The sequence below is a fragment of the Flavobacterium hibernum genome, assembly GCF_000832125.1.
Classification (GTDB): Bacteria; Bacteroidota; Bacteroidia; order Flavobacteriales; family Flavobacteriaceae; genus Flavobacterium; species Flavobacterium hibernum.
Genome location: NZ_JPRK01000013.1, coordinates 60,578 through 82,930 on the forward strand (window position 1 = coordinate 60,578; position 22,353 = coordinate 82,930).

19 protein-coding genes are annotated in these 22,353 nt (G+C 34.6%); 5 read left to right on the forward strand and 14 right to left on the reverse strand.

Features of this window, described 5'->3' with window-relative positions; translation table 11 throughout:
* Positions 1-80: 80 nt before the first annotated feature.
* Together IW18_RS15735 and IW18_RS15740 are read right to left on the reverse strand one after the other, a co-directional pair.
* Complete coding sequence (locus IW18_RS15735) at positions 81-1,991, reverse strand: fumarate reductase/succinate dehydrogenase flavoprotein subunit (RefSeq protein WP_041518849.1); 1,911 nt, start codon at positions 1,989-1,991, stop codon at positions 81-83.
* 115 nt (positions 1,992-2,106) lie between these two features.
* Entirely contained in the window at positions 2,107-2,481 is a 375-nt protein-coding gene (locus IW18_RS15740; protein WP_084607961.1) for a winged helix-turn-helix transcriptional regulator, read from the reverse strand.
* 111 nt (positions 2,482-2,592) lie between these two features.
* Between IW18_RS15740 and IW18_RS15745 the strand changes: the two genes are divergently transcribed.
* Positions 2,593-3,204, forward strand: coding sequence for an FMN-dependent NADH-azoreductase (locus tag IW18_RS15745; RefSeq protein ID WP_041518850.1), 612 nt, complete (start codon positions 2,593-2,595; stop codon positions 3,202-3,204).
* 199 nt (positions 3,205-3,403) lie between these two features.
* Here the strand turns inward: IW18_RS15745 and IW18_RS15750 are convergent, their stop codons facing one another.
* Entirely contained in the window at positions 3,404-4,684 is a 1,281-nt protein-coding gene (locus IW18_RS15750; RefSeq protein WP_041518851.1) for an acetyl-CoA C-acetyltransferase, read from the reverse strand.
* A gap of 307 nt (positions 4,685-4,991) precedes the next feature.
* Between IW18_RS15750 and IW18_RS15755 the strand changes: the two genes are divergently transcribed.
* The gene (locus tag IW18_RS15755; protein WP_041518852.1) at positions 4,992-7,391 is read left to right on the forward strand and encodes a TonB-dependent receptor; all 2,400 of its coding nucleotides are present in this window, start codon (positions 4,992-4,994) and stop codon (positions 7,389-7,391) included.
* Positions 7,392-7,485: 94 nt separating this feature from the next.
* On the opposite strand, the gene IW18_RS15760 is transcribed toward IW18_RS15755, so the two are convergent.
* On the reverse strand, positions 7,486-8,508 hold the full coding sequence (locus IW18_RS15760) for an LLM class flavin-dependent oxidoreductase (protein WP_041519008.1): 1,023 nt from the start codon (positions 8,506-8,508) through the stop codon (positions 7,486-7,488).
* Between the two features lie 161 nt (positions 8,509-8,669).
* Here IW18_RS15760 and IW18_RS15765 point away from each other — a divergent pair, with 161 nt between their 5' ends.
* Positions 8,670-9,062 (forward strand): hypothetical protein, encoded by a 393-nt coding sequence (locus IW18_RS15765; RefSeq protein ID WP_041518853.1) that lies wholly within the window; start codon positions 8,670-8,672, stop codon positions 9,060-9,062.
* A 55-nt stretch (positions 9,063-9,117) separates the two neighbouring features.
* The gene (locus tag IW18_RS15770; RefSeq protein WP_041518854.1) at positions 9,118-10,533 is read left to right on the forward strand and encodes an aminotransferase-like domain-containing protein; all 1,416 of its coding nucleotides are present in this window, start codon (positions 9,118-9,120) and stop codon (positions 10,531-10,533) included.
* Positions 10,534-10,735: 202 nt separating this feature from the next.
* Here IW18_RS15770 and IW18_RS15775 read toward each other — a convergent pair whose 3' ends face one another.
* The 4 genes from IW18_RS15775 to IW18_RS15790 all read right to left on the reverse strand — a co-directional run bounded on the left by IW18_RS15775 (position 10,736) and on the right by IW18_RS15790 (position 13,019).
* Positions 10,736-11,125: a DUF1634 domain-containing protein gene (locus tag IW18_RS15775; RefSeq protein WP_041519009.1), complete on the reverse strand. Its 390-nt coding sequence runs from the start codon at positions 11,123-11,125 to the stop codon at positions 10,736-10,738.
* A 4-nt stretch (positions 11,126-11,129) separates the two neighbouring features.
* Positions 11,130-11,966, reverse strand: coding sequence for a sulfite exporter TauE/SafE family protein (locus IW18_RS15780; protein WP_041518855.1), 837 nt, complete (start codon positions 11,964-11,966; stop codon positions 11,130-11,132).
* Positions 11,967-12,148: 182 nt separating this feature from the next.
* Positions 12,149-12,580 (reverse strand): DoxX family membrane protein, encoded by a 432-nt coding sequence (locus IW18_RS15785; protein WP_041518856.1) that lies wholly within the window; start codon positions 12,578-12,580, stop codon positions 12,149-12,151.
* Between the two features lie 70 nt (positions 12,581-12,650).
* Positions 12,651-13,019 (reverse strand): winged helix-turn-helix transcriptional regulator, encoded by a 369-nt coding sequence (locus IW18_RS15790; protein WP_041518857.1) that lies wholly within the window; start codon positions 13,017-13,019, stop codon positions 12,651-12,653.
* 82 nt (positions 13,020-13,101) lie between these two features.
* Between IW18_RS15790 and IW18_RS15795 the strand changes: the two genes are divergently transcribed.
* Positions 13,102-13,977, forward strand: coding sequence for an NmrA family NAD(P)-binding protein (locus IW18_RS15795; RefSeq protein ID WP_041518858.1), 876 nt, complete (start codon positions 13,102-13,104; stop codon positions 13,975-13,977).
* A gap of 67 nt (positions 13,978-14,044) precedes the next feature.
* Here the strand turns inward: IW18_RS15795 and IW18_RS15800 are convergent, their stop codons facing one another.
* The 6 genes from IW18_RS15800 to IW18_RS15825 all read right to left on the reverse strand — a co-directional run bounded on the left by IW18_RS15800 (position 14,045) and on the right by IW18_RS15825 (position 22,334).
* On the reverse strand, positions 14,045-14,809 hold the full coding sequence (locus tag IW18_RS15800) for a LytR/AlgR family response regulator transcription factor (protein ID WP_041518859.1): 765 nt from the start codon (positions 14,807-14,809) through the stop codon (positions 14,045-14,047).
* Positions 14,790-15,851: a sensor histidine kinase gene (locus IW18_RS15805; protein ID WP_084607963.1), complete on the reverse strand. Its 1,062-nt coding sequence runs from the start codon at positions 15,849-15,851 to the stop codon at positions 14,790-14,792. Before IW18_RS15805 ends, IW18_RS15800 begins: the two co-directional genes overlap by 20 nt.
* A gap of 137 nt (positions 15,852-15,988) precedes the next feature.
* Positions 15,989-16,594 (reverse strand): porin family protein, encoded by a 606-nt coding sequence (locus IW18_RS15810; protein ID WP_041518860.1) that lies wholly within the window; start codon positions 16,592-16,594, stop codon positions 15,989-15,991.
* A 244-nt stretch (positions 16,595-16,838) separates the two neighbouring features.
* Positions 16,839-17,597: a LytR/AlgR family response regulator transcription factor gene (locus tag IW18_RS15815; protein WP_041518861.1), complete on the reverse strand. Its 759-nt coding sequence runs from the start codon at positions 17,595-17,597 to the stop codon at positions 16,839-16,841.
* 58 nt (positions 17,598-17,655) lie between these two features.
* Positions 17,656-18,978 carry a RagB/SusD family nutrient uptake outer membrane protein gene (locus tag IW18_RS15820; RefSeq protein ID WP_041518862.1) on the reverse strand — a complete coding sequence of 441 codons (1,323 nt, stop codon included), beginning with the start codon at positions 18,976-18,978 and terminating at the stop codon, positions 17,656-17,658.
* Between the two features lie 11 nt (positions 18,979-18,989).
* Complete coding sequence (locus tag IW18_RS15825) at positions 18,990-22,334, reverse strand: SusC/RagA family TonB-linked outer membrane protein (RefSeq protein ID WP_041518863.1); 3,345 nt, start codon at positions 22,332-22,334, stop codon at positions 18,990-18,992.
* Positions 22,335-22,353: the final 19 nt, after the last annotated feature.

Sequence of the window (22,353 nt, forward strand, 5' to 3'; positions counted from 1 at the left end):
ATAAATTGTTAATTATGAATTGTTTGTAGGTTGTGAAATTGAGTTTTATGGATTGTTAATTAATAATTAACGATCAACAATTATTTGTAACTTCTTACCGCCAGTTCAACAGATTCAAATACAAGAGGTTCTTTGTGTAATTCAGGTTTATGTCCTTTTCCTTTCCATTCCCAAGCCGAAACGTAACAGAAATCAGTATCATTTCGAACAGCTTCACCATCGGCAGTTTGATATTCTTCTCTAAAGTGTGCACCGCAAGATTCTTCTCTCTGCAAAGCATCATAGCACATTAATTCAGCTAGTTCCATATAATCGGCGATTCGGCCGGCTTTTTCTAATTCGCTATTTAATGCGTCATCTCCCGTTATGAGTAAATCTTTCTCGAAAGATTCCTTTAGTAATTTGATTTCCTTTAAAGCTTCCTCTAATTTTTCTTTACTTCTGGAAAGCCCACATTTTTCATAAAGCAATCGTCCAATTTTTTTATGAAAATAATCAGTTGAAAGTGTTCCTTTACTATTTAAAAATCGATCTAATTGAGCTCTTACAGCTTTTTCGGCTTCATCAAAAGCAGGATGCAAAATATCATTTTTTGGAGCATTTAATTCGCCTGCCAAATAATTTGGAATTGTATAAGGCGCAATAAAATAGCCGTCTACACAAGCCTGAAGCAAAGAATTAGCACCTAATCGATTAGCGCCATGATCGGCAAAATTAGCTTCGCCTAAGGCAAATAACCCAGGAATAGAAGTCATTAATTCATAATCGACCCAAAGTCCACCCATTGTAAAATGCGCAGATGGGGATATGAGCATAGGTTCTTTGTAAGCATTGATTCCTGTAATTTTTTCGTACATGGCAAAAAGATTACTGTATTTGGCTTCAATTTTGTCTTTTCCCTGTGATTTAATGGCATCAGAAAAATCAAGGTAAATGGCATTTTTCATTGGACCAACGCCATGTCCGGCGTCAATTCTTTCTTTTGCTGCTCTGGATGAAATATCTCGAGGAGCAAGATTTCCAAAAGATGGATATTTTCTTTCTAGATAATAGTCTCGTTCTTCTTCTGGAATTATATTTGGATTTCGGTCGTCCTTAGCGGTTTTAGGAACCCAGATTCGTCCGTCATTTCGCAAGGATTCAGACATTAAAGTCAATTTTGATTGATTTTCTCCGTGTTGCGGAAGTGAAGTAGGGTGAAACTGAATCCAGCTTACTCCGGCCATATAAGCTCCTTTTTTATGTGCTCTCCATATTGCCGAACTGTTACAACCCATGGCTAATGTAGAAAGATAATATACTTTTCCGTAACCTCCCGAAGCCAGTACTACAGCATCGGCAACGTGACGTTCTAGTTCTCCGGTTTCTAGATTTCGGGCAATAATTCCTTTTGCTTTTCCGTCAATCACAACTAATTCCAGCATTTCATGGCGTGTATGCATAATCACTTTTCCTAATGAAACCTGACGTAATAATCCTTGATAAGCACCAAGTAAAAGTTGTTGACCTGTTTGCCCGCGAGCATAAAATGTTCTGGAAACTTGAACACCACCAAAAGATCTGTTATTAAGATATCCTGCATATTCTCGCGCAAAAGGAACGCCTTGCGCAACAGCCTGATCAATTAAATGTGCAGAACATTCTGCAAGACGGTAAACATTGGCTTCACGAGATCTAAAATCGCCACCTTTAATGGTATCGTAAAACATCCTGAAAGTACTATCACCATCGTTTTTGTAATTTTTAGCGGCATTAACACCTCCTTGGGCAGCCACAGAATGTGCTCTTCGGGCAGAATCCTGAAAACAAAATGATTTGATATTATAACCTTGTTCCGCCAATGATGCAGCGCACGAAGCACCTGCAAGACCAGTTCCTACAACTATAATGTTTAATTTTTTTCGATTAGCGGGATTTACGAGTTTAGCTTTAGCTTTATAATTACTCCATTTTTCAGCAAGTGGACCATCGGGTATTTTTGAGTCTATCATTTTTATTTTATTTAAAATGAATTCGATAAAATTATTAGAAACCTAGATTTTAAGAAGTTCTAATTTACTACAAAAAAATGACTTTTGCCTTACTAAAAAATGATTTTATTGGTGTTTATTTTCCAATAATCTCTTTACGATGCAAGGTCCCCCATTCATTTAAGGCTCCAATAACATTATACAGCGTATGGCTATGTTCTGTTCTTGCATATTCAACAGTTGGAGGAAAAGTATCATAAACGGTTCTGGTAACAAGTTTGTTGATCTCTAAGTCTTTAAGTTCTTTGGAAAGCATTTTATCTGTAATTCCGTTGATATCTTTAGAAATCTCCTTAAATCTCTTTGGTCTATTGGATAATGCAATCAAAATAGGCAGCTTCCATCTACCACTTAAAACTTCCAAAGCATCTCTTACTGGTAATAATGCTGCCAGGCATTCTTCTGGTTGACCACAACCCATTTCTTTTGTTATTTCGCTTTTTGTTTTCATAGGTATATAACGTTACTATCCTCAAGGAAAGCGCTATCCTTGAGGATAGTACTATAAAAGAGATAGTAAATGTAGATAAGTTTGTATCATAAACAAAATAATTGTAAAAAGATGAGTAAAAAGATTCTGAATATAGTAACCAGCATCAAAGGAGATGCTTCATTTAGTAACAAATTATCGAATGCTATTCTTGAAAAACTGAAAGGAGAATATGACACGATCGAATTACAAACACTTGATCTTTCAAAAACGCCTTTACCTTATTTAAGCGAAGTGAATGTAAGCGCATTTTATACTCCCGAAGAGCAACAAACCGATGCTCAGAAAGAAACACTTAAACATTCTGATGAAGCAACGAAAGATTTAATTGAGGCTGATATTGTTGTAATTGGTGTTCCGCTTTATAATTTTGGAATTCCTGCGGTTCTAAAAGGTTGGATTGACCAAGTTGCGAGAGCAGGAAAGACTTTTAGTTATGATGAGAATGGCCCGAAAGGATTGTTAAAAGATAAAAAAGTATTTTTATCAATTGCTTCAGGTGCTATATTCTCTGAAGGACCTTATAAAAGTTATGATTTTTCTGAATCGTATTTGCGTGCTGTATTAGGATTTTTAGGGATAACCGATATTACAACTTTTCGCGTAGAAGGTACAGCAATTCCAGATTTTGCCGATAATGCACTACCTAAAGCTTTATCTGCGGTTGAGGAATTTGCTTTTTAAGATGAAAATAAATTGCGATAGTTGGACATTTTCGTAATTATTAAACCCGACAGGTTTTTGAAACCTGTCGGGTTTGTCAATTTGATGACCATTGTCAGACTGAGCGTCCCGAAACTTCGGGAGAAGTCCCACAAAGTGATTTAGCAAACGAGGATTCTCCCGAAGTTTCGGGACGCTCACCCTGCCAAAAAATAGGTATTTACTTTTCAATAATCATTGTAACGCCTTGTCCGCCTGCTGCGCAAATAGAGATGAAACCTCTTCCTGAACCCTTTTCGTTTAATAATTTTGTCATAACGCCAATTATTCGACCTCCTGTTGCGGCAAAAGGATGTGCTGCTGCGAGACTGCTTCCTTTTACATTCAGTTTATTTCTGTCAATTGCACCAAGAGTTTTCTTTAATCCAAGTTGAGCGCTTAATTCCGGGCTTTCCCATATTTTTAAAGTAGCGAGAACCTGTGCGGCAAAAGCTTCGTGAATTTCATAATAATCAAAATCTTGTAGCGTTAGATTTGCTTTTTCAAGCATTCTACTGGCTGCAAATAACGGTGCTAACAAAAGATTCTGCTGATTTTTTACATATTCGATAGCCGCAATTTCGGCAAAAGTGATGTAGGCTAAAATTGGTAATCCATTTTCTTTCGCCCATTCTTCGCTTGCCAAAAGAATGCAAGAAGCACCATCTGTAAGCGGTGTAGAGTTTCCTGCCGTAAGCGTTCCGTTTACCTTATCAAAAGCGGGTTTTAATTGCGCTAATTTTTCGATAGTACTATCTTTTCTAAGATTATTGTCCTTTTCAAGTCCGTTAAAAGGAGTAATCATATCATCAAAGAAACCTTCGTCGTAGGCTTTTGCCATATTCAAATGACTTCTAAGTGCAAGGTTATCCTGATCTTCACGAGAAATTTTATAATGTTTTGCAGTAATTTCAGTGTGGCCGCCCATCGAAAGACCGGTTTGAGATTCTTCATTTTTAGGTACAAGTGGCGTAAAATCTTTTGGACGTAACTTTAAAAAGAGCTTTATTTTTTCGCCCAATGATTTTGCTTTTCTGGCATTCAGTAAAATTTTTCGAATTTTTTCACCAACAGCAATTGGCGTATCACTAATAGAATCGACACCTCCGGCAATTCCAGATTCGATTTGACCAAGTGCAATTTTGTTAGCAATATATATGGCACTTTCAATTCCGGTGTCGCAAGCTTGTTGTAGATCGCATGCAGGAGTTGCAGGATCAAGTGACGTTCTCATAACACACTCTCTAATTAGGTTATTATCGTAAGTATGTTTAATTACTGCACCACCGGCAACTTCTCCAAGTAATTTTCCTTTTAAACTATATTTATCAATAAGACCATCAAGAGCAGCAATCATCATTTCCTGATTACTAACTTCTGCATAGGCGGTATTTGCTCTTGCAAAAGGAATTCTGTTATATCCAACAATTGCAACTTTTCTAACGGTCTTGATTGTATTCATAGCTATATTTTTTGTTTTCGTGAGATTGTAATAGAGATTAAAGATAAGGAGACTTATTTATAATTTGATTTTTTTGAGTTGCAAATAGTTTTGGTTTTTATCATTGAGTACTTTTTGTTTCTTGATCTTTTTATTAAAAACATAATCTATTCTTCTGTTTAATCAGGTGTTTAGATTTCTATTTTGATTTTGCGTACGGTTAAAAAATATAACTATTTTTATTTAGAATGATTAAAAATAGTTTGGATAACAAAATATTAACATATACTTTTGCGACAAATAATCAAACCAATTAAAATTAATTATAATGACTATAAAAAGAGTTTTACTGTGTCTTGTATTTCTGAGTTCATTGCATATGATGAGCCAGGAAACAGGAAAAGTAGTAGGAAAAGTTTCTTTGACAGGTAATGTTCCTGCCGAGAATATTTCGGTTGTTCTAAAAGGAACAAAATATTATACTGTTACAAACGAACATGGACAGTACGAAATTAAAAATGTGAAACCCGCGACTTATACAATTAGTATTAGAGTGGTAGGTATTCAAACTGTAGAAGATAGAATTACGGTTACGGCAAAACAAACAACAACCAAAAATTTTGCTCTTTCTGAAAGTCAGGAAGATCTTGATGAAGTTGTAATTACTAAGAATAAGTACAAGCAGGATAAACCTTCGTTATCATTACGTCTTCAAACTCCTGTTCTTGAGATTCCTCAGAATATTCAAATTGTTAGCGGACAAACTTTAAAAGATCAACAAATTGTGAGTATGAGCGACGGAGTTATTCGCAATGTGAGTGGCGCCGTGCGTCTGGAACATTGGGGAGATTTGTATACTAATATTACAATGCGCGGTTCTCAAATACAGGCTTTTCGTAATGGATTTAATGTGGTTTCGTCTTTTTGGGGACCTCTTACTGAAGATATGAGTTTTGTAGATCATATTGAGTTTGTAAAAGGTCCTGCGGGGTTCATGCTTTCTAGCGGTGATCCAAGCGGACTTTATAATGTGGTGACTAAAAAGCCAACTGGAATTACTAAAGGTGAAGTAAATGTGATGGCTGGAAGTTATGATTTTTACAGAGCAAGTGTCGATCTTGACGGAAAACTGGATAAAAAAGGGAAGTTTTTATACCGTTTTAATGCAGCAGCGCAAAAAAAAGGTTCACATCGTCCGTTTGAGCACAATGATCGTTATGTAATTGCTCCGGTAATTTCATACCAAATTGATGATAAGACTAAAATTACTGCCGAATATAATTTTCAGTATGCAAATATGACCGAAGTTGGGTCTTATTATGTATTTGGCCCTGAAGCTGATGGATATGCGACTTTGCCAGTTGGATTTACAATGACGCAACCTGGATTGCCTGATACAAACATTCAGGATCATAGCGGATACTTAACTTTTGAGCATAAATTTGATGACAGCTGGAAATTAACAGCGCAGACTTCTTATTTTAAATACATTCAGCAAGGTTACAGTTCTTGGCCTAATGCAGTGGGTTCAGATAGTAATGCTCTAGGAAAAGGAAATATTATTAGAAATGTTGGTATTTGGGATGCTGAAAGTAATATGTATTTGGGACAAATATTTTTGAACGGAAAATTCAATACTGGATCTGTTAGCCACAAAATATTGGGTGGTGTAGATTTGGCAAGTAAAGATTATATGGCAGATTGGGGCCAATCTCATAACCTTGATACGGCAGATAAACCTTTTAATGTGTACAATCCAAATTATGGCACGCCATCAAATGGTTTTCCTGCTTTCGACCACACTACACCACTTAGTATTAGAGCAGCAAATGCTGGAGGATTAATGACTACTAATTATGCGGCAGGTTATATTCAGGATGAACTTGGATTTTTTGACAACAGGCTTAGAGTTACTCTGGCAGGACGTTATACCTGGATTAGTAATGCTAGTTGGGGAGGAGCTCCAATTGCAGACAGCCATATTACGCCACGTGTAGGAGTGAGTTATTCTATTACTGAAAGTTTGGCTCTTTACGGATTATACGATCAGGCTTTTATACCACAATCGGGTATTATTAAAAGTGGAGACAAGGTAAAGCCGCTTACGGGAAGTAATACTGAAATTGGAATTAAAAAGGATTGGTTTGACGGATCTTGGAGTACGACATTATCTGCTTACAGTATCTTAAAACAAAATGAATTAGCATCTGACCCAACAAATAAACCTGGTGAACAATATAGTATTGTTCTTGGTGAAAAAAGGGCGAGAGGAGCTGAGTTTGATTTGAGAGGAAAAATATTTGACGGTTTTAATGTTGTTGCAAATTATGCATTTACAGAATCTGTAGTATTAAAATTAAATGGTACTATTCCGGGAATTTCGGTGGGAGATATTGTGCCTGGATATGCAAAACATACTGCAAATGCATGGTTAAACTATACGATTCAATATGGAACATTTAAAGGTTTTGGCGCTTCGCTGGGTGGAACTTATTTAGCAGGACGTTTGACTGATACTTGGAGTGTTGGATTGGAAAAACTTCCAAATTATTTCAAACTAGATGGAGGTTTATCTTACGATACGAAAAAGTTCAAAATTACTGCAAACGTTTATAATATTCTAAACGAATATCTTTATAGCGGTTCTTATTACTCTTATCTTTCTGCTTATTATTGGCAAACAGAACAGCCAATTAATTTTAGAGTGGGAGTAACGTATAAATTTTAAGTATAGTTGTGAATTGTAAATTGTGAATTGTGAATTATCTGTTGTTAGTTTTAGATTAGCCAACAATTCACAATTCACAATTTATAATTACTTATTACCCTTTTTGAACCAAAGGAATAACTTTTGAACCAATTAATTCTATGGCATTCATAAGTTGATTATGTGTAAGGCCTGCATTATCCATTTGGAACGTAAATCTCGAGATTCCGCCTAATGATTCGCTGTGGCGTAAAATTTTCTCGGCAACTCGCTCAGGATCACCAACAATCAAAACACCTTCGTCGTCAATAAGACCGTCAAATTTAGCTTTAGTAACAGGTGGCCATCCGCGCTCGAGCCCTAGTTTAGTCCAAAGTTCAGCGTAACCCGGATAATATTCTTCTATAGCTTTTTCAGTGGTGTTTCCAACATAACCAGGCGAATGTAAACCTACCTGAAGTTCTTCGGGTTTGTAACCAGCGGCTTTACCAGCTTCACGATACAAATCTATTAAAGGACGAAAACGATGTGTTTGACCTCCAATAATGGCTACCATCAAAGGTAATCCTAAAGATCCTGCTCTTACAAAAGATTCCGGAGTTCCTCCAACACCCAACCAAACAGGCAATTTTTCTTGTAATGCTCTTGGATAAACAGGAAGATTATTTATGGCAGGACGAAATTTTCCTGACCATGTTATAAATTCATTGTCTCTTATTTGTAATAATAATTCTAATTTCTCTTTAAAAAGAGCATCGTAGTCATTCAAATTAAAACCAAAAAGGGGATAAGCTTCGATCGAAGACCCACGACCCACAACAATTTCGGCTCTTCCTTTTGAAATCAAATCGAGTGTCGCAAAATTTTGATAAACTCTTACAGGATCGGCAGCGCTTAAAACAGAAACAGCACTAGATAATCGAATACGTTTTGTTCGGGAGGCCGCAGCACCTAATATTACTGCCGTAGCCGAATCTAAAAACTCTTTTTTATGATGTTCTCCAATTCCAAAAACATCTAATCCAACCTGATCTGCAAGTTCGATTCTTTGGAGTAATTGTTCCATCGCATCAACACTACTGAGCGTGTTGTTGTCTCCGTACATTGCCGAAGCAAAACTGTCAATTCCTATCTCTATCATAATAGTAAAGATATTAAATTTTCTTTTTTCGGGGATTATAAATGTGTATTAAAACAGTTAAAAAATAATCATCTGTACCCTTAAAATAAATGATTTTTGTATCTGTATCTAGTATTTTTTGCGCAGTAATTTTGAATAGAAATTAAATATCTATAGCAATGAATACCACAACTACCACCAACATTCTGTTTGATCAGGTTAATTTATCATCCTTAATATCTATAGTGAATATTTATCAAAATAAAAGGAATGATGATAATCACGATAACCAAAAAAGGTCTCTATTTACGAATCATTTTGGACTTCCCTTGAGTATTGCTTCTTTCGAAAATCGAGTAATTGGTTATGCTTTTGTTAAATTCAATAATGAGGGTGAAACTGAAATTAATTCTTATTGGGAAAAAGATTTTTATAGTATCGAAGCAGAGCATGATTTGAAGTTTCATGCTCAAAAAACTTTTAATTCAATGTTTAATGATCCTGAAACACGTACAATTAAAATTAAAAACGCTACCGATAGATTATCAAATTGGTTAAATAGCTGTAACTAATAATAAGTGGTTACAGATTGATTTTTTGTAAATTTACAGGATACAGGTTAAAGAAATGGCAAAAGAAATTTTATACTTAAAAATTGCAAATATTATCGAGGAGCAAATATCCTCTGAAACTTTAAAAATTGGAGACAAGCTTCCGTCTATTCGTGCTTTGCAAAAATTACACAATGTAAGTTTAAATACCATTAAGCAATCATTTTTAGAGTTAGAAAGTAAATCGCTAATAGAATCGCGTCCAAAATCTGGTTTTTATGTTAGTAATACTTCTAATAGAAAGCTGTCTATACCATCAATGAACAAGCTTAAATTATTAGAAGATAAAACGACTTCTGAGGATTTAATAACAAAGGTTTTTTATAGTTTGAGTGATAAAAATATTACCAGATTTTCTATTGGAGTTCCAGATCAGAGTTTGTTGCCTATTGCTAAACTCAATAAAGGACTTGTTAAAGTCATGCGCAATTTAGAAGAAAGCGGTACGGGATATGAATCTGTTCAGGGAAGTGCCAATTTGAGGCGTAATTTGGCAAAATGGTCAATTGTACTGGAAGGAAAACTGACCGAAGACGATTTTGTTACCACATCTGGAGCTATGAACGCTATTTTTAATTGTTTAATGGCGGTTACCAAACGTGGAGATACGATTGCAATTGAGAGTCCTGTTTATTTTGGAATTATTCAGGTTGCTCAAAGTTTGGGGCTTAATATTATCGAATTGCCTACTCATCCTATTACAGGAGTTGATTTAGAGGCTTTAAAAAAGGTGATTTATAAAGTGAATGTTTGCTGTTTTATGAGCAATTTTAGTAATCCGTTAGGAAGTTTGATGCCGGATGAAAGTAAAATGGAACTGGTGAAAATGCTTACTCATCATAATATTCCTTTGATCGAAGATGATTTGTATGGTAATTTGTTTTTTGGAACAACCCGCCCTAAACCTTGCAAATATTATGATGAAGCTGGAATTGTAATGTGGTGTGGATCTGTTTCTAAAACTTTGGCACCGGGATATCGGGTAGGTTGGGTGGCCCCCGGAAAGTTCAAGGATAAAATCATTAAACAAAAAATGGCTCACACGGTTTGTATGCCTTCATTATATCAGGAAGTAATTGCCGATTTTTTGGAACACGGCAGATACGATCATCATTTAAGAACTTTTAGAAGTGCATTGTATACAAATTCGCTTCATTTTCAGCGAACTATTGAAGATCATTTTCCAGAAAATACCAAAATTTCACAACCACAAGGAGGATCATTTCTTTGGCTCGAATTGGACAAAAGCATTGATACTGCTGTTCTGTATGACAAAGCAATCCAGCAAAAGATAGGTTTTGCTCCAGGCAGAATTTTTACACAACACGACCAATATCATAATTGTATGCGCCTTAATTTTGGTTTGGCATGGAACGAAAAAGTAGAACTTAATTTAAAACGATTAGGGCAATTAGTAAAAAACAGCCTTTAAATAATTGGACTTAATGAAATGCGTAATTTTAAACACATAGAAACATAGTTTTTGTCCTGAAAAAAAGGCGTTTCACTTATTTAAAATACGCATAGAGTGTTGTGTGAGAGAAATGATTTTATCAAATAATGCCTAATAATTACGGGATAAAAGATTAAAAAATAAAATCTGCTTAATCTGCAAAATCTGCGTGAAAAAATATCTAATGCGAGAATCCGAAAGAAACACTTATCAGAATAATTAAAATTACAATTAGTGTAATTACCACATACAGATAATCTTTCTCTAAAATAAAAGAAAACAACGATAGTAAAACACGAAATACGGGTGTTAAAAAAAGCAAGATAATCCCAAAGAATATAATTGATTCTCCATTTCCTTGAATGACACCATTGTAAATTGCCGAAATAACTTCAAAAATATTACGGTCATTTTCATGAAATACCGAGTAGTTCTCAATATCATTACTATGCCCCATTAAATAAACAATACCGCCAATAAAAGCTACAGATAATGAAATCCAAACGCCGTAACGTAATAAGTTTCCAACGATGGTTTGAAAATCTTTTTCTCCAAATTTTTCCTTTTGCATAACCTTAGATTTTTCCATTGATTCCGTTATATATCATGTTAATTGCAAGTACAAAAATTAGGCATGCAAAAAAGATTCTTAGTTTTTTAGGGTTTGTTCTTACGAGAACTTTTGCTCCGGCCATAGCGCCAAACAATACACCAATAACAACTGGCATACAAATTCCCGGTTCAATATATCCTTTTTGAATATAAATTACAGAACTCGCCATTGCTGTAACTCCCATCATGAAATTACTGGTTGTAGTCGAAACTTTAAACGGAATTCGCATAATGTTATCCATTGCGATTACTTTAAAAGCTCCTGAACCAATTCCTAATAAACCAGACATCATTCCGGCGATTCCCATCATACTAAAACCTCCAAGAACGTTTTTGGTTCCGTAACTTATAACTTCTCCGTCATGCGAAGGATAAGTTCCGTTTAAGCGTAATTTTTTTGCTAGAGGGCTTGATTCTAAAACAATATGTTCTTCTTTTTTTCGAAGAGAATTTATAGCCGAGAAAATTAAAGTTAAACCAAATAATACGGCGATAAAGGAAGTAGGAGCAATGGTTGACAAAAGTGCTCCGCAAACGGCTCCAATTGTTGTAGCAATTTCGAGAAAAATTCCCAATCGCATATTCGTAATTCCTTCTCTAACATATGCCGCCGCTGACCCTGAAGAAGTTGCAATTACAGAAACTAAGGCTGCACCAATTGCATAATGAATATCGACGCCAAGAATAACGGTTAAAAGGGGAATTATTATAATTCCGCCACCTAAACCTGATAATGAACCAATAAAACCTGCTAAAAAAGCACCAAGAATCATTATTAGGGTAAATGTAAGTACTGTCATTCGGATAATTTTTGTTTTGGCTAATTTACGAATAGATATTTGGTGACGAAAAGTTTAAGGACTTAAAAAAGCCTTAAAAATAGTTTAGGCTTTGCAAACCTTTATTTTTGAAGGCGTGAAAAGAAATAAAATTTTGAGTTTTCTAACTGGTTTTAAAAAACTGTTAGAAGAAAAAACGGCTTTTATTTATTGTCTACAGCAAACGAAGTCTTGCCAATAACTGAAAGCAATAAAGCTGCTGCCGCACTGGTTAAAACCGAATAATCGAAAGGTGCTTTTATGGTGGATGAAGTTGCCATTGCGATGGCAAAAAGAAGCAGTAATGCCGATGTTCCTAAAGCTGAAATTCGGGTTTTGAAACCGATGATTAGCGTTATTCCAAAAACAACTTCAAAAAAAGTTGCCAATGCGCCCAATATTCCTGCTACAGATTTACTGGCAAATGAGTTTAAAGTTTGGGTATATGCGATAAAATTTTCCCAATTACCCCAAGCAACTCCCGGAGCACCCGGCGCGCCCCAAAGACCAAATCGATCCGCAACTGCCGAAAGCATTGTAATTCCTAAAACGACTCTTAAAACTAAACCTGCTTGTGGTATTGATATGTTTTTCATTTGGATATTTTTTATATAAAAATAGCGATGTTTAAGGAAATTTAATCGGCTTTTGTTTTATTTTGAATATTTAAGAGATATTAAATCCATCTTCTTTATCTTTAAATGCCCAAGTTGCCATTGCCTCAATTATGGGTAATAATCCGTTTCCAGATGCGCTTAAACTATAGGTTACAAAAGGTGGTACAACTGGTTTTGCTTCTCGAATAACAAGATTATCGGCTTCTAGTTGTTTAAGATGCTGAATTAACATTTTTTCGGTTACGGCAGGAATCGCTCTTTTTAATTCGCTATAGCGTAATGGACCACTAGAAAGGTGGTAAATAATAATAGGTTTCCAGTATCCGCCAATTTTTTCCATTACATATGTTACGGGACATTTTTCTAAAGCATATTGCTTATTCTCCTGAATTGTCGATGTTTCTTTAATTGCTGTCATTGTGCATACTTTAGGGTAAGTACTTGTGTAAAAGTAAGTACAAATATACCTTTGTTACTGCTAATAAAAAAATAATTTAGATATGAAAATTACAATTACAGGTTCATTAGGAAACATAGGAAAATCTTTGACCGCAAAACTTATAGCTTCTGGACATGAGGTAACTGTTGTGAGCAGTAATACAGATAGAGTTAAGGCTATTGAAACTTTGGGAGCAAAAGCAGCAATTGGTTCTGTAAATGATGTTGCTTTTTTGAAAGATGCTTTTGCTAAAGCCGATGCGGTTTTTGCAATGACACCGCCAAATTTAGGAGGAGCTAATATTCTTGAAAATACTACAAATGCTGGTAAAGCTTTGGCCGAAGCTATAAAACAAGCAGGAGTGAAACGCGTGGTTATGTTAAGCAGTATTGGTGCCGATTTGTCTGGCGGAAATGGCCCAATTGCGGGACTTCATAACATTGAAAAAATTTATGAAGGTGTAGAGAATGTTTCATTCACGTTTCTTCGTGCGGGATTTTTCTATACAAATTTGTACAATGATGTACCACTAATTAAAGGTGCAGGAATTATTGGGTCTAATTATCCGTCAACAATTTCGATTCCTTTTGTGCATCCTGAGGATATTGCAACTGCTGCTGCAGAGGAATTACAAAAAGCATTAGGAGTAAACGTACGTTACATTGTAAGTGATGTTCGCACACCACAAGATGTTGCAACAGTTTTGGGTCTTGCGATTGACAAACCAGAATTGCCTTGGATTGAGTTTACAGATGAAGATGCTCTTGGCGGAATGAAACAGGCTGGATTACCAGTAGAAATAGCAGAATTGTATACTGAAATGGGCGCTGGTTTAAGAAGCGGAAAAATTCAGGAAGATTTTTTGAGTACTAAAACTTCTGTTGATGGAAAAACAAAACTAGAGGATTTTGCAAAGGAATTTGCATCTAATTTTTAATTTTGATGGAAAGAGCTGATTGTAAAATCAGCTCTTTTTTTGTATAGTATTTTTATTTCAATAGTTTTTAATGTTCTGTGAGCCAGGTTAATAATTTACTTCTTTTTTCTCTGCTTACAATAATGTCTTTATTGAACGGAAATGACAGATTAATTTTTAGTTTTCTAGGAAAGTAATCTGTTACATCTACGATAGCGTTACGATTGACGAGAAATTGCCTGTTCATTCTAAAAAAAGCTGTGTCAACTTTATGTTCAAGTTCTTCGAGACTCTCTGTCATTGCATAGGTTTTTCCGGAATGACTTTGCACATAAGTAATTTCATTTTCAAGATAAAACAGAGCAATTTTGTCCAGGGTAAAAGGCAATAACCGATCTCTGTATTTAATCATAATCGTATTGCTGCTATTTTTGTTTTTGGCGGCCAAAGTTGCCATAGCAGCTTCATATTTTAAAGCAATACTTCCTGCCATTACTTTTTGCATATTCTGAAACTTGAAAAGTGCTTTTTGCAAAGATTCAGTGCTAAAAGGTTTCAGTATATACTCAATTCCGTTGGCTCTAAAAGCTTCTAATGCATACTCATCAAAAGCGGTACAAAATATCACAGGAACTTCAATGGTAATTTTTTTTGCAATTTCAAAACTCAATCCATCTCCCAATTGTATATCGCTAAAAATAAGATCGGGTTGCGGATTAACAGCAAAATAATCGACAGCTTCTTTAACAGAACTCAAAATGCTCACAATTTCGACATCAGGATTTATTTGTTTTAGATTACTAACCAGATCTTCGGCAACGAGTATTTCATCTTCAATTATTACTATTTTCATCGGGCATGATTTTAAAGCTAACAGAAAAATATTTTCCGTCGTTCTTAATTATAATTTCGTTTCCTGACCACAATTGATAACGTTCGGCAAGATTGCTTAGACCGCTTTTTGTAGATGTTTCTCCTGCATTTCTGGGGTTTATGGCATTAGATACACTAATATAATCTTGGTGTTGTTCTATAACTAATCTTAAAGGAGCTTCTTTTGTAAATATATTGTGTTTTATAACATTTTCTAACAAAGGTTGTAAGGAAAATGAAGGAACAAAACCTTTTAGCATTTCTTGATTTTCGATGTTTAATTTCCATTCTAAAGCGTCGCCAAATCTCATTTTTTGCATTTCCATATAGTTTTTGCAAATTTCTAATTCCTCGTCTAGAGTTGTTGCAAGTCTATTGTTGAGCGATACTGCTGAACGAAGAAAATCTGCTAATTGCAACAAGTAGATTTCGCCAAGTTTTGGATCTTTTTTATATAAAGCTTTTAGTGTGTTTAATGAATTAAACAAAAAGTGGGGATGAATTTGCTGTTTCAACAATAGATTTTCGGCCTGTGAATTTCGTAGTTGCAAGCGTGAATTTTCGAGCTCAGTCTGAATTTTATTTTGTCTAAAGATTACAAAATCATGAAGAAACAGAATGATTGTTGTAAGTACGGTCGAAATAGCTATAAAAGCGGCTAATAGTTTGTAATTATCTAAATGACTCGGAATTTTAGCTAGATACGAAAAAATAGGCCAAAGTGTAAGATAGATTGCAATTCCGGACGAATAACTAAGACTCAATCTGCAAAGTTGAAATTTGAATTTATCATCGGGGAATTTTTTTGCACTGAATTTTAAAATCCAAACCAATAAATTACTGGTGATAAACATATAACAAGCAGTTTTAATGGCGAGTACAAATAATGCCGAGAGAATTTCTTCGAACAAAAACAGGAGCAAAAAAGTAAACGGAAAGGCGAGACTTACCAATAACATATTTAATCGGCGAATCTCTTTGAGATTATAAGGAGTTATTGTTTTTCTAATATTGTTTATCATTTAATGCCTGTTTTATTGCTTTTTATTTGCCCTATCTAATATACAAATATCTGAGGATAATAATTGGATATTATTTTTTACAAAAACTCCAACTACGTTTTTGTAGTCGGAGTTTTTGTTTTGTTATTTTAACCTTCTTAAAAAGTGTATGATAAGCTAACTTGGGCTGTATTGTTTTGGAAATCATTGTTTATACCAGCCGTTTTTATCTTACTAACATTCGTTAGAGACAAATAATATCTAGCACCAATCCCGAGTCCGTTTTTAAATTCATAGCCAATTCCACCAGCGACACCGCCGTCAATTTTTTCTGCAAATTTGGTACTGGAGGGAATTCCAAGAGCCGAAAAATCTTCGTCGACTAAAATTCCAATTTGCGGACCAGCTTCAAGATACATTCCAAAATTGGTTTTGTATTTTAGAAGAATAGGAACGGTTACATAAGATAGTTTTATATCTTCTCCATCCATAAGACCACCTTTAAGTTTTGCGCCTTGTGTCGAATATAAAAACTCTTCTTGTACGGCAAAGTGATCATTAAATTTGTACCCTACAAAAGCTCCGGCATGAAATCCGGTTAACCCCTCAGTATCGAAGTTGGCATTAGTAAAGTTGCTATAATTGGCTCCGGCTTTTACTCCAAAGTAAAGACGTTCTCCTATGCTTTTAAAAAAGCTCTGACTAAAACCGCTTGTCGAAGCAAGAAGAATACAACCAATGAATAATTTTTTAACGATTTTCATAATTTCAAGATTTTATTTTATACTAATTATTGCTTTATGCAGGTCAAAAGTATAATGACTTCAATTGACGTAAATCGTAAATTGGGTGGAGACGGACAAAATCGCTGGCGAAACGGATTATGTGATAAAAACTAAAGAAAAAGTGTAATATTTTCTTAGAGTTTAAGGAACACGGTTTTGATATTTGAAATTGATTTCAAACTGAAGTATAAATTATAAAAGGCGAAAAGTTGTTTTGAATCTACTATGAATCAAGCCAATTTTTAAAGTTATTGATTTCCTTTTTGCTTAAAATGATTGGTTCAGAATCTGGAAGCGCAACATTGAGCAAAATTTCTATTTTCTGACTTGAATGTTTAACGATTTCCTGAATGTTATGACGGTTAATAATATAACTTCTATTGATTTTAAAGAAAAGGGCAGGATTGAGCTTATTGATAAGATCTTTTAGATTGCTGTTGTATAAATAACTGCTTCCGGAATTGGTGTATATAAACAGGTGTTTTCCGGTAGCATAAAAATAGGTAATATCGGCATCGTTTATGGATAATAGTTTATCTCTGTGATTGACCAAAAAATGATGTTGTACGCTACTTTGATTTTCAATCTCGACCAATGATTCTACAATTAAGTTGGTATTAAAGGTCTCTTTTATGTTTTTGTATTTTATTAAAGCTTCGAGTAATTCTTCCTCTTCATACGGTTTGAGAAGATAATCTATTGTAAAATGTTTGAAAACTTTTACGGCATAAGAATCGTAAGCGGTAATAAAAATAACGGGACATGAAATAATTGTTTGTTCAAAAATGTCAAGGCTTTTACCATCTCCTAAATGAATATCCATAAAGGCTAAATCAACTGTGTTCTTATTAAAAAAAGCGACAGCATCTTTTACAGATTTAAGTACTGTAATCTCACTGATTGAAATTATACTTTGCTGTTCGAGTATTGATTTTAGATAGTTTGAAGCTAAATGTTCATCTTCAATTATAACTATTTTCATTTCGTTTAATTTTATGCAAAGTTAAAAAAAAAGCTCCGTTAAAAACGGAGCTAATTTTTTACAATTTTGGATTGTTTAAGCGGGCATCTAAAGGAAATGGAAGCGTATAACGCGGATCATTTTCTATCAATGTATAGCTTTGACCATTAAAGGTGTGATTGATTTGTTTTTGAGTTGTTCTTCTTAAATCAAACCATCTGTGACCTTCTACAGCAAACTCACGTTGTCTTTCCTGAGCTATAAAATCAAGAAGTTGAGTTTGTGTCATGGCGGCAATCGATGTACTTAATGTATTAAAAGCAGTAGCATTATATCTGTTTTTAATAAAAGTGGTTACTGTTGTTCTTGCCGTTGGAAGATCATTTAATTGAGCCGATGCTTCTGCTTTGGTCAAGTACAATTCAGATGTTCTATACGTACATTTTTGAGCGATATCGCCACCTTTTCTAAATCTGAATCTGCTTCCGCTTGCCTGAAAATACAAGGCAAAACGTAAATCGTTTGTTTTATCATAAACGCCTGTTAAAGTTGGCGCAGCATATGATGCTCCTTTTAAAAGATTAATAAAAGGATCTTCAAGTGCTAATATAGATTCTGGTCCGTTATAAAGATTAGGTAAAGCAGGAGTAGTGTTTAAGTTTATTAAAGCACTTTTGTACGTCATTGCTTTATCTGCAGCAGCAATAGCTTTTGTCCATTCTTTTCTGTATAAGAAAATACGAGATTCCATTGCATATAAAGCAGCTTTAGAAAAACGGTAGTTAATGCCGGCTGTTTGAGTGTCTAAATTCAATAATTTGCTAGCCTCTTCATTATCAGATAAAATCTGGTCGTAAATAACAGCAACACTTTCAGGAACGTAAGCCTGCTCTAAATCTATTTTTAAAGCCAACGGAACACCTCTTTCTGTTGCAGCTGTTGCTGCATCATAAGGTTTACTGAAGATATTCAATAAATCAAAATAAGTTAATGCTCTTAGTGCATAAGCTTCTCCTAGTAGTTGATCTTTCTCTGCAGATGGCGCTAATTTTACACTTGCTTCATTGATGATAACATTCGTATAGAAAATTCTGTTGTACAAAGCAGCATAAGGAAAACTGTTTGTAGATTTATCAGGATTTGCATCGTTCCAGATATAATGATCTCTGTAAAAAGTAGCATTATCATTAAATTCATCTAAAACCAATTCGTCTGCTCTAATAGCAGATAATGCTTTATGAATAGCGGTTGTAGAATAGCCGCTTGTCATTACTGCTCTATAATCAGTTAAAGTTTCCGGAATTACTTTACCTACTGGCTCAATATCAAGATAATGATCGCAGCTTACAGTAGTTATAGCTACACCGGCAAAGAATACGTATTTTAATATATTATTTTTCATTTTAAATCAGATTAAAAAGTTAGGTTACATCCTAAAGATATTGATCTTGGGATTGGTTGTGCATAGATATTTCCGTACGTTTCAGGGTCAAAGTAACCTTTATAATCAGAGCTGATTACGAATAAGTTTCTTCCTTCGATACTAAATCTTACACTATCCATAAACAACGTTTTTGTCGCTGTTTTAGGCAATGAGTATCCTAAACGAACACTGCTTAAACGCATGTAACTCATTTCGTGAACCCAAGTATCTAAATAGTTGTAAACATTAAGTGGTGCTCCTGCTGGAGAAAACCATTGGAAAGCCATCCATGAATCTCCTGTTCCTGAAGTTTCACTAGTAATTCCAGGTATGTGTGAACCTGTATTAGTAGGTGACCATGCATTAAGTACATCTGTAGTGTAGTTTTGACCACGATCTACTTGTGTACCATTAAAATTTGGTCTTTCAACAACAGTTTGTTTAAGATTGAAAGTGGTAGCAATAGTAAGATCAAAATTATGAACTTTAAAAGTATTGATAAAACCACCGGTAAATTTAGGATCTGCATCTCCAACATAAGTAAACAAATCTCTTGTTTCTTCATCTGTAAGTTTTGATTGCGAGAAAACTCCCGGGAAAAAATCTGCATAAGGATCAAAAAGACCAAAAAGAGTTTGCGTGTTTACAGTTTCTCCTTTTTTGTTTACAAATAAAGGGAAACCATTTTCATCAATTCCGTTAGTTTTTAATGCAAATACGGCATTAACAGGTAATCCTTGTCTTGAAGGTAAATAGGTGTTAGATCTTGTCTGGATACGATCTATCTTACTCTTATTATGAGCAAAGTTAATAGTGGTATTCCATTTAAAGTTTGGTCGGTCAATGTTTCTTGTAGATAAAGAAATTTCATATCCTTTATTCGTTACCTGAGCCCAGTTAGCATTTGTGAATTCAAAACCGTTTTCAACAGGAAGCGATTGTAAACCAATTAAATCAGTACTTTTTCTTCCGTAAACATCAGTTACAATGTTGATGCGATTGTTAAATAAACCAAGATCCATCCCAAAGTTGGTATTCGCTGTTTTTTCCCATCTTAATTTATCATTTGGAGGAGAAATTACAGTAATAATAGGTTCTGATTGTCCCGGTAAAATAGTAGTTGTTTGATTTGTTCCAACGACATACGGAGAAGTATTTTTATCGATATTTCCTTGTAAACCGTAAGACGCACGTAATCTTAAATTAGAAACTATTTCATTACCTTTTAAGAAATCTTCTTCAGATACTGCCCATGAACCGGAAACTGCCCATAATGGTAAGTATTTGTATTTAGGATCTACACCAAATAAATCAGATCCGTCGTAACGAACACTTCCAAAGAAAGTATATTTTCTGTCATAAGTATAAGATGCTGTTGCAAACAATGATACAAATGCATTTTCGTTTTCACTCTTTAAATATGTTCTATAGTTTAGATTAGATGCATAAGCTTGAGTTGGAAAAATAATTTGAGTTGTAGTCAATGTTTTCGGGTCGAAACCAAAACCTTTTGTATTAATAGCTGTGCTTTTGTTTTTTCTTAATTCATTACCCACCATAAATTCTAACTCATGTTTTCCTCCAAGAGTAGTACTATAGTTTAACATCGTTTTCCAGTTATATTGAAAAAAGTCAGTGTTTGAATTTTGAATAATTCCGCCCACAGGAAGGAAATAACTATAAGCTCCATTTGCAAATACACTTGTTTTTTCTCTTTCTTTTCTTGTAAAGTAAGTGTCTTTACCAGCATATTTTTCAGAAGCATTGTTGTCAAACTGTAAACCAATTTGTGTACTTGCTTTTAATCCTTTTGTAATATTATAATCAACATCAAGTAATGCTTTTATAGATCTTGTTGTCAATTCGTAATTGGTATTTTCTCTTTCTTCTAAGTAATTAAAAGGAATATATACACTTCCATTTCCATACCCAGTCATGTCTTTATCATAATTATAACTTCCGTCAGCGTTTAATGGAGCTAGATATGGATTTGCGTTTCTGGAGTAATTACCAGGATTTGTAAAAGTGTCTGTATCTGAAATGTAAGAAGATTTTTTGCTTTGTGTACCAAAAATTCCAACTCCAACATGCAATTTATCAGTTACATCAAAGTTGTTTTTTAAGGTAAGGTTGTATCTGTCAAAACCAGTTCCAATAGTAGCACCTTCTTCGTTGTAAGCACCTAAAGAGAAATAGTAATCAGATTTTTCCCCACCACCAGATAAACTTAATGTATATTGTTTATTGATGGCACTTCTGTACAATAAATCACCCCAATTGGTATTGATGTTTCTTAAAGCATTAATTGAGTTTTGTGTCGCTGAACTTAGAGACGAAAAACCTCCCGATCTATAGGCTCCTAATTCATTAGCCTGTTTAAGAATACGGGAAATTTCTCCGTTACCGTCTCTGTAAGTCAAATCTTCTCTTGAAGCTAGTGAAAGTTCAAAATCTACTTTTTGAGAAGAATTTAAAAGGTTTAATTTAGAAAAATCAGGTTTTTGAGTCACGAAAGTATTCACATTCAAATCTACTTTCATGCTTCCTTTTTTTCCTTTTTTAGTCGTTACCACAATAACACCGTTGGCAGCTCTTGCACCATAAATGGCAGTTGCAGCAGCATCTTTTAATATGGTAATATCTTTAATATCCTCCGGATTTAAACCTGCGATAGAAAAATTACTTAAAACATCAATATTGTCTTTGTCATAATTTTGAGGCACATCGTTTCCTTCAAGTGGCAAACCATCTAAAACCCATAAAGGATCTTGTGCTCCATTAAGAGATGCAGTACCACGAATTCTAATTTTTGAGATCGTTCCCGGAGCTCCTGTTTGTTGTGTTACGGCAACACCCGCAACCTGACCAATTAACATTTGATCTAAACTCGCAACACCTGCTTGTTTAATATCTGCCATTTCAACTTTTGCAACAGCCGATGTCAGTTTTCTTTTTTCAATTTTTTGGTAACCCGTTACCACAACTTCTCTTAACTCGCTTACATCAGGTTTCAAAGAAATATTGTATTGGTTTTTATCTGTAATATCAATTGTATAAGGTAAATACCCCATGTAGGTTACTCTTAAAGTTTTGATGTTACTGTTAATTTTCAATTCGAATGCACCATCAAAATCGGTTACAGTTCCTAAGCTTGCACTTTCAATAACCCCTTTTTGTTCTGTATTGTTTGATATCGAAGTATTTTCGACGATAACTGTAACTCCTGGTATTGGAAGTCCGTCTTTGGCATCAAGTACCTTTCCTTTAATAGTCCTCTCTTGCGCATACCCCGAAAGGGCAAGAAGGAAACTCAGCATGTAAAATAAATTCTTCATTGGTTTGTTTTTGGATTGT